The 6,128-nt window shown below is 65.6% G+C and carries 8 protein-coding genes; 1 reads left to right on the top strand and 7 read right to left on the bottom strand.

Annotated features, from left to right (window positions below; all coding sequences use genetic code 11):
- From ACQ4N9_RS20800 to ACQ4N9_RS20780, 5 genes are all read right to left on the bottom strand, one after another.
- On the bottom strand, nucleotides 1-361 hold a 361-nt coding region (locus tag ACQ4N9_RS20800; RefSeq protein ID WP_430933614.1), incomplete at its 3' end, for a glutaredoxin family protein.
- Between the two features lie 76 nt (nucleotides 362-437).
- The gene (gene folE / locus ACQ4N9_RS20795; protein ID WP_110992553.1) at nucleotides 438-983 is read right to left on the bottom strand and encodes a GTP cyclohydrolase I FolE; all 546 of its coding nucleotides are present in this window, start codon (nucleotides 981-983) and stop codon (nucleotides 438-440) included.
- Nucleotides 984-1,052: 69 nt separating this feature from the next.
- Complete coding sequence (locus ACQ4N9_RS20790; protein ID WP_110992554.1) at nucleotides 1,053-1,613, bottom strand: Smr/MutS family protein; 561 nt, start codon at nucleotides 1,611-1,613, stop codon at nucleotides 1,053-1,055.
- A 181-nt stretch (nucleotides 1,614-1,794) separates the two neighbouring features.
- A complete protein-coding gene (locus ACQ4N9_RS20785) occupies nucleotides 1,795-2,115 on the bottom strand; it encodes a hypothetical protein (RefSeq protein ID WP_110992555.1) in 321 nt (106 codons plus the stop codon).
- Nucleotides 2,116-2,204: 89 nt separating this feature from the next.
- On the bottom strand, nucleotides 2,205-2,795 hold the full coding sequence (locus tag ACQ4N9_RS20780; RefSeq protein ID WP_110992556.1) for a cysteine hydrolase family protein: 591 nt from the start codon (nucleotides 2,793-2,795) through the stop codon (nucleotides 2,205-2,207).
- Between the two features lie 179 nt (nucleotides 2,796-2,974).
- Here ACQ4N9_RS20780 and prmB point away from each other — a divergent pair, with 179 nt between their 5' ends.
- Nucleotides 2,975-3,883, top strand: a complete 909-nt coding sequence (gene prmB, locus ACQ4N9_RS20775; protein WP_125463152.1) for a 50S ribosomal protein L3 N(5)-glutamine methyltransferase — start codon at nucleotides 2,975-2,977, stop codon at nucleotides 3,881-3,883.
- Nucleotides 3,884-4,061: 178 nt separating this feature from the next.
- On the opposite strand, the gene ACQ4N9_RS20770 is transcribed toward prmB, so the two are convergent.
- Together ACQ4N9_RS20770 and ACQ4N9_RS20765 are read right to left on the bottom strand one after the other, a co-directional pair.
- The gene (locus ACQ4N9_RS20770; protein WP_390967722.1) at nucleotides 4,062-4,847 is read right to left on the bottom strand and encodes a hypothetical protein; all 786 of its coding nucleotides are present in this window, start codon (nucleotides 4,845-4,847) and stop codon (nucleotides 4,062-4,064) included.
- A gap of 123 nt (nucleotides 4,848-4,970) precedes the next feature.
- Nucleotides 4,971-5,933, bottom strand: coding sequence for an alpha/beta hydrolase (locus tag ACQ4N9_RS20765; RefSeq protein ID WP_390967723.1), 963 nt, complete (start codon nucleotides 5,931-5,933; stop codon nucleotides 4,971-4,973).
- Nucleotides 5,934-6,128 lie beyond the last annotated feature (195 nt).

Raw genomic sequence — 6,128 nt, 5'->3', positions numbered from 1 at the left:
CGAAGCGCTTGTCCAGGTAGGCAATGATGTCCTTGGACTCATACATCCAGGTCACCTTGTCGCCTTCTTCGATGCGCAGGCATGGCACCTTCACCCGGCCACCGCCTTCGAGCAGCGCCTGGCGGTGCTGGGCATCGTTCTTGGCGTCACGCAGCGCCACCGGCACGTTGAGGCGGTGCAGGGTGCGGCGGGTTTTCACGCAGAACGGGCAGGCGTGGAACTGGTACAGGGCAAGGCCCTTGGCGTCCTGTTCAACGCGCACCTGGGCCGAGGCATCACGCTTCTTCTTGGCCGGGCGGCTGATCCAGTCGCCGAACACGATGAGCTGGCCGAGGCCGACCCGCAGGGCTTTGACGATCATGACTGACTCCTGATCTGGTTGAGGCGCACAAAACAAAAAGCCGACCCCTGGGGGTCGGCTGCGGATCATAGGCCGATCACTTGATCAGGCTGAGGAACTCGCTACGGGTGGCGGCGTTATCACGGAACTCGCCGAGCATCACCGAGGTGAGCATGGTGGAGTTCTGCTTCTCGACACCGCGCATCATCATGCACATGTGCTTGGCTTCGATGACCACGGCCACGCCAGCGGCACCGGTGACCTGTTGCACGGCTTCGGCGATCTGGCGGCTGAGGTTTTCCTGGATCTGCAGGCGACGGGCGAACATGTCGACGATGCGCGCCACTTTCGACAGGCCCAGTACCTTGCCCTTGGGCAGGTAGGCGACATGAGCCTTGCCGATGAACGGCAGCATGTGGTGTTCGCACATCGAATACAGCTCGATGTCCCGGACCAGCACCATTTCGCTGTTGTCGGAGCTGAACAGCGCGTTGTTGGTGACTTCTTCCAGGGTCTGCTCATAACCGCGGCAAAGGTACTTCATGGCCTTTGCAGCCCGCTTGGGCGTGTCGAGCAGGCCCTCGCGGGAGACGTCCTCACCCAGTTGGCTGAGGATCTCGGTGTAGTTCTGTTCCAGGGACATGGATCTACCTGTGGAAAATTTCGCAAAGGCGAAGGGTACGGCGGCGGCGGCGGCGCTGCAAGCGCGATGTCACTCGTCGCGGCCTTCGAGCATGGTTCGCTTGAGCATGACATACACCGCGCCAGTACCACCGTGGCGGGCCTGGCACGAGGCGAAGCCGAGCACCTGCGGGTGCTGGCGCAGCCAGGTGTTGACGTGGCTCTTGATCATCGGGCGCTTGCCGTCGATACGCGCGGCCTTGCCGTGGGTGACGCGCACGCAGCGTACTTCGAGCTTGGTGGCCTCGGCGATGAAGTCCCAGAGGATCTCGCGGGCTTTCTCCACACTCATGCCGTGCAGGTCGAGGCTGCCCTCGAAGGCGATCTGGCCGAGCTTGAGCTTGCGGATCTGGCCTTCCTGCACGCCGTCGCGGCGCCACATCAGCTCGTCTTCGGCGCCGACGTCGATGACGAACTGGTCGGACAGGCCGTCGACCACCAGTGGCTGGTCGCTGCGGATGGTCGCCGCCTGGCGCAGGCCGGCCAGCTGCTTGCGATCAGCCTTGGCTTTGCCGACTTCGGCGCGGTCGTGCTTGATCTGCTTGACCCCGCGCACTTCGCTGCGGAAGAGGGAAAAATCGTCGTCTTGCATGGTGCCTCCACGTGGGCGGCGTAGTTTACGCGAGTGTGGGCCTTAGTGAAGTCTTGAGTTAATGGTGCGGGCCTCATCGCCGGCAAGCCGGCTCCCACAGGATGACACTGGGTTCAGGATTGACACGGTCGCTGTGGGAGCCGGCTTGCCGGCGATGAAGCCGGTACTGACGAACGGGATATCAGTCGTGTTTTTTCATCAAATGCGGCGACAGGTTCAGCTCGCGCCCGCGGCGCAGGCGAATACGGCTGCGGCGCCAGAAGCGCACGCCGACATACAGCAGCAACAGCCCGACCACCGTCAGTGTGGCCGCGAGCGGGCGGTTGGCATTGAGTTCGGCGAGGGCGGGGTAGTTGCCCAGCAGGCCGGCGATGCCGGCCATGGCGAGCAGGATGCCCAGGGTGGCCAGCAGGACGGAGAAGGCGGCGGCCAGGCGCGCGCCCCAGTTGCGCGGCTCGCGCTGGCGTAGGCGTCTGGCATCGAAACTGCCTTTGAGCTTCATTCGAATTCCTCGGGATCTGGTGTCGCTGATCCGGGTTTCGACCTGCTGCCCGCCCTCGGGTTCCGCCCGTCCGCCGGGCGGTGCCTGGCTCAGACCAGGCTGGCGGTGGGGGCCACGCAGGCGAAGTTGTCGGCCATCACGGCCATCTCGCACTGATGGATCTGTGCGGCCGGGATGACCCCGTCCTTGAAGGCCAGGTCACGGGTCGCCGAGGCATCCTCCACCAGGGTGCAACGATAACCATAGTCCTTGGCGCGGCGTACGGTGGTGCTGACGCTGGAGTGGCTCATGAAGCCGCAGACGATCAGGTCCAGGTGGCCGAGCTCCTGCAGCGTTTCGTGCAGCTTGGTGTTCTTGAAGGCGTTGGGCATGCGCTTTTCGATGATGGTTTCACCGGCCAGCGGCTCCAGGCCGGGGATGAACTCGCCGCGCGCGCCCTGCGGGTCGAACAGGCCGCCGACAGTGCCCAGGTGGCGAACATGGATGATCGGGCGCCCGGCCTTGCGGGCAGCGTCGAGCAACCGGGCGATGTTGGCCACGGCCTCGTCCATGCCCGACAGCGCCAACGGACCGCTCAGGTACTCCTTTTGCGCGTCGATGACGATCAGGCTGGCTTGGCCCAGCTTGGCCGGCGGGTAGTCGCGGCCGCTGAGGCGGAACATCGTGGTTGGAACGGACATCAAGGGCTCCTTGGGTAGGGCTTTTGTGCCCCTATTCTCCCTTGCCTTGGCGCCAATGTGAATGGTTGACATTGCAGGCGGCATGGTTACTGGCCTGTGGCTATCCATTCGGCTATCGGAGAGAGCATTTGTGTGGTGTGGGCTGTTAGACTTTTGGCCTGTCTGAAAAGGAGTCTTCCGTGATCACATCCCGCCTGCGCACCCTGCGCGACCATATCCGCTGGGCGGTCAGCCGCTTCCATGAGCATGAGCTGTTCTTCGGCCACGGTGCCGACAATGCCTGGGACGAGGCCCGTCTGCTGGTGCTCGGCGCCGTGCACCTGCCGTGGGAGGTGGCCGACAGCTACCTGGACTGCCAACTGGAGGACGACGAGCGGGTGCGCCTGATGCACTTGCTCAAGCGCCGCATCGAGGAGCGGGTACCGACCGCCTACCTGCTGGGCGAGGCGTGGTTCTGCGGTATGTCGTTCATCGTCGATGAGCGTGTGCTGGTGCCGCGCTCACCGATTGGCGAGTTGATCGAAAAACGCTTTGAGCCGTGGCTGGCGGCGGAACCTGCGCGCATCCTCGACCTGTGCACCGGCTCCGGTTGCATCGGCATCGTCGCTGCCGAGGTGTTCCAGGAGGCTGAGGTGGTGCTGGGCGATCTGTCCTTCGACGCCCTGGAAGTGGCCAACCAGAACATCGAGCGACACGGGCTGGATACGCGGGTCTACACCGTGCAGGGTGATGGCTTCGCCGGCCTGCCGGGGCAGCGCTTCGACCTGATCCTGTCGAACCCGCCATATGTCGATTCGGAAGACTTCGCCGACATGCCGGCCGAATACCACCACGAGCCCGAACTGGGCCTGGCCTGCGGCAACGACGGCCTGGACCTGGTGCGGCGCATGCTCGCCGAGGCGGCTGACCACCTGACCGAGAAAGGTTTGCTGATTGTCGAAGTGGGCAACAGCCAGGTGCATGTCGAGGCGTTGTACCCCGAGGTGGATTTTGCCTGGCTGGAGTTCGAGCGCGGCGGGCACGGGGTGTTCATGCTGACTGCCGAGCAGTGCCGGCAGCATCAGGAACTGTTCGCTTCGCGGGTTTGATCGGCATTCGCTGATCTGGGGCTGCTGTGCAGCCCATCGCCAGCAAGCCGGCTCCCACACCGATCGCATAAACCCAAGCTATGCGTAATTCCTGTGGGAGCCGGCTTGCCGGCGATGAGGTCAGTGCAAGCTATACAAGGCAATTGCTCCCACCCCGACCGCTGGCTTGCTGGCTGTGTCAGCGGGTGGCAATCCAGATCAGCAGTCCGGCCTGGAACACCGCAAAGGCCACCAGGCAGGTGATGGTGAAGCGCAGCCCGTTGTCCTCGCGGCGATACTTGGCCACACGCTCGTCACGCTCGCGCAGCTGCGCTTCCTTTTCCATCAGGTTCTGCTCGGCCTGCTGCAGCATGCCGGCGGCGTCGAGGATGTCGACCCGCTGCACCTTCTCGGTATTCCAGCCGCCCTTGAGCTGGCCCACTGTGGTTTCCACCACGGCGCCCTTGAGGATCTGGCCTTCGCTGTACTCCACGGCCAGGCCGACGCTGGTCAGCACATGGTCGCGGCGCAGGCGCGTGTCTTCGTTCAGCGCGTCCTTGTTCGGCAGGCTCATGCCTTCGATGCGGTAGCCCGAGCAGCGCTGTTGCAGCCATTGCACCGCCTGGGCCAGCAGATAGCGGCCAAGCCCACGATTGAGTGGCTCCAGCTGCAGGCCGGCGTCGCTGCCGATGCGCACCAGGCGCTGTTCGTGATCGACGCGAATATCCAGCTGGTTCTGTTCCTTGCGCACTTTCTGCCCGGGCAGGCGGATTTCCATGCGCAGCAGGCTATGGGCCTTGTCATGCCGCTCGGCGTAACCGAACTGGACGAAGCGCAGCGGGCGGGTGCCGCTGTTGCGATCGGTCGGCAGGGCGGCCAGGCGCAGCAGCTGGAAGTGTTCGGCAGCCAGGTCCGCCCACGGCTGCGGGGCGCTTTCCGGGGCTTGTTCTTCGGTCGCCTCGGCGGCGGCGGGAGCATCGGTCATCAGGGCAATCCTCAGGTGCGCGGCGGCCGGGTGCTGGTGGACATCGCACGCGCAGTCACCGCCTTCTCATGCCGCGTTATCGGCAGCCATCGCCAAGACCTGAGCCTGCGGCGGCAGGAAAGCTCAGGCCGGCGGCAGGCCATGGATGAAGGCGATGATCCGTTCGCCCAGTTCGCGGGCCAGCGGCAGTTCGGGATTGCTGTAGCTGTCGCGTTGCTGGCGCATGTCCCGGGGGCTGATGCGCAACATGTGGTTCATGCCGTCGATCAGTGCCAGTTGCGCGTCGGGCTTGGCGGCCTTGAGCCGTTCGGCGTCGGCAACCTCTACCTGCACGTCGTTGCGCCCCTGAATGATCAGCGCCGGCACCTGGAGCCTGGCGAACGCCGTCGCCGGGTCCTGGCGCAGCAGTGAGATCAGGTACGGCTGCACACTGGGGCGGAACACCTGGCGCAGCGGGGCCGGTACATCCAGGCTGGTCTGCCCGGCCTGCAGGCGGTCGATCAGCGCCACGCCGCCGGCCAGTTGCGCCGCCGGCAGGCGCTGGGCCAACTGCTCGCGCAGCACATCGGCCACCGGGCGGCCGCTGCCGGCCAGGGTGATGACCGCGCTGGCGCCGGCCTGCTCGGCGGCCAGGCTGGCAATCAGTGCCCCCTCGCTGTGGCCGACCAGGATCAACGGGCCGAAACGCGGGTCGTGGCGCAGTTTCTGGCCCCAGGCCACGGCGTCGGCGACGTAGCGCTCGACGCTCAGATCGCGCTCGTCCGGGGTGGCCGGCTGGCTGGCGGCCACCCCGCGCTTGTCGTAGCGCACGCTGGCGATGTGTTCGCCGGCCAGTAGCAAGGCCAGGCGCTTGAGGTTGTCGATACGCCCGGAGGCCGGGTTGTTGCCGTCGCGGTCGGTGGGGCCGGAGCCGGCGATGATCAGCACCACCGGCGGCGGGGTGTCCTGCTGCGGCAACAGCAGGCTGCCGTGCAGCACGCCCTGGCCGGTGTCCAGGTCGATCGGGCGTTGCAGCACGGTAGGGGCGGCCGCGTGGGCCAGGCCGGTGCACAGCAGTAGGAGCAGGGTGATGAGGCGCAACTTCATGGACGGGGGACTGCTTGGGGAGGTGAGGGTAAGACAGAGCCGGAAGGGGAAGGTTCGTGCGGCGCGTCGAGTTGACCTGTGCCGGCCCCTTCGCGGGTAAACCCGCTCCCACAGGGCCAGCGCCGGTTTCGAACACACAGTAGCAGCTGTGGGAGCGGGTTTACCCGCGAAGAGGCCGGCATGGGCAACCCATCC

It is taken from the genome of Pseudomonas sp. ES1 (assembly GCF_050586605.1).
Classification (GTDB): Bacteria; Pseudomonadota; Gammaproteobacteria; order Pseudomonadales; family Pseudomonadaceae; genus Aquipseudomonas; species Aquipseudomonas sichuanensis.
The sequence above is the reverse complement of the archived record's forward strand: the minus strand, read 5'-3'. Positions and strand labels throughout refer to the sequence as shown.

Bases quoted from the DNA above. Each gene is read 5' to 3' on its own strand.
- ACQ4N9_RS20770 (WP_390967722.1), bottom strand. From the start codon at position 4,847: ATGACCGATGCTCCCGCCGCCGCCGAGGCGACCGAAGAACAAGCCCCG.
- ACQ4N9_RS20780 (WP_110992556.1), bottom strand. From the start codon at position 2,795: ATGTCCGTTCCAACCACGATGTTCCGCCTCAGCGGCCGCGACTACCCG.
- ACQ4N9_RS20790 (WP_110992554.1), bottom strand. From the start codon at position 1,613: ATGCAAGACGACGATTTTTCCCTCTTCCGCAGCGAAGTGCGCGGGGTC.
- folE (WP_110992553.1), bottom strand. From the start codon at position 983: ATGTCCCTGGAACAGAACTACACCGAGATCCTCAGCCAACTGGGTGAG.
- ACQ4N9_RS20785 (WP_110992555.1), bottom strand. From the start codon at position 2,115: ATGAAGCTCAAAGGCAGTTTCGATGCCAGACGCCTACGCCAGCGCGAG.
- ACQ4N9_RS20765 (WP_390967723.1), bottom strand. From the start codon at position 5,933: ATGAAGTTGCGCCTCATCACCCTGCTCCTACTGCTGTGCACCGGCCTG.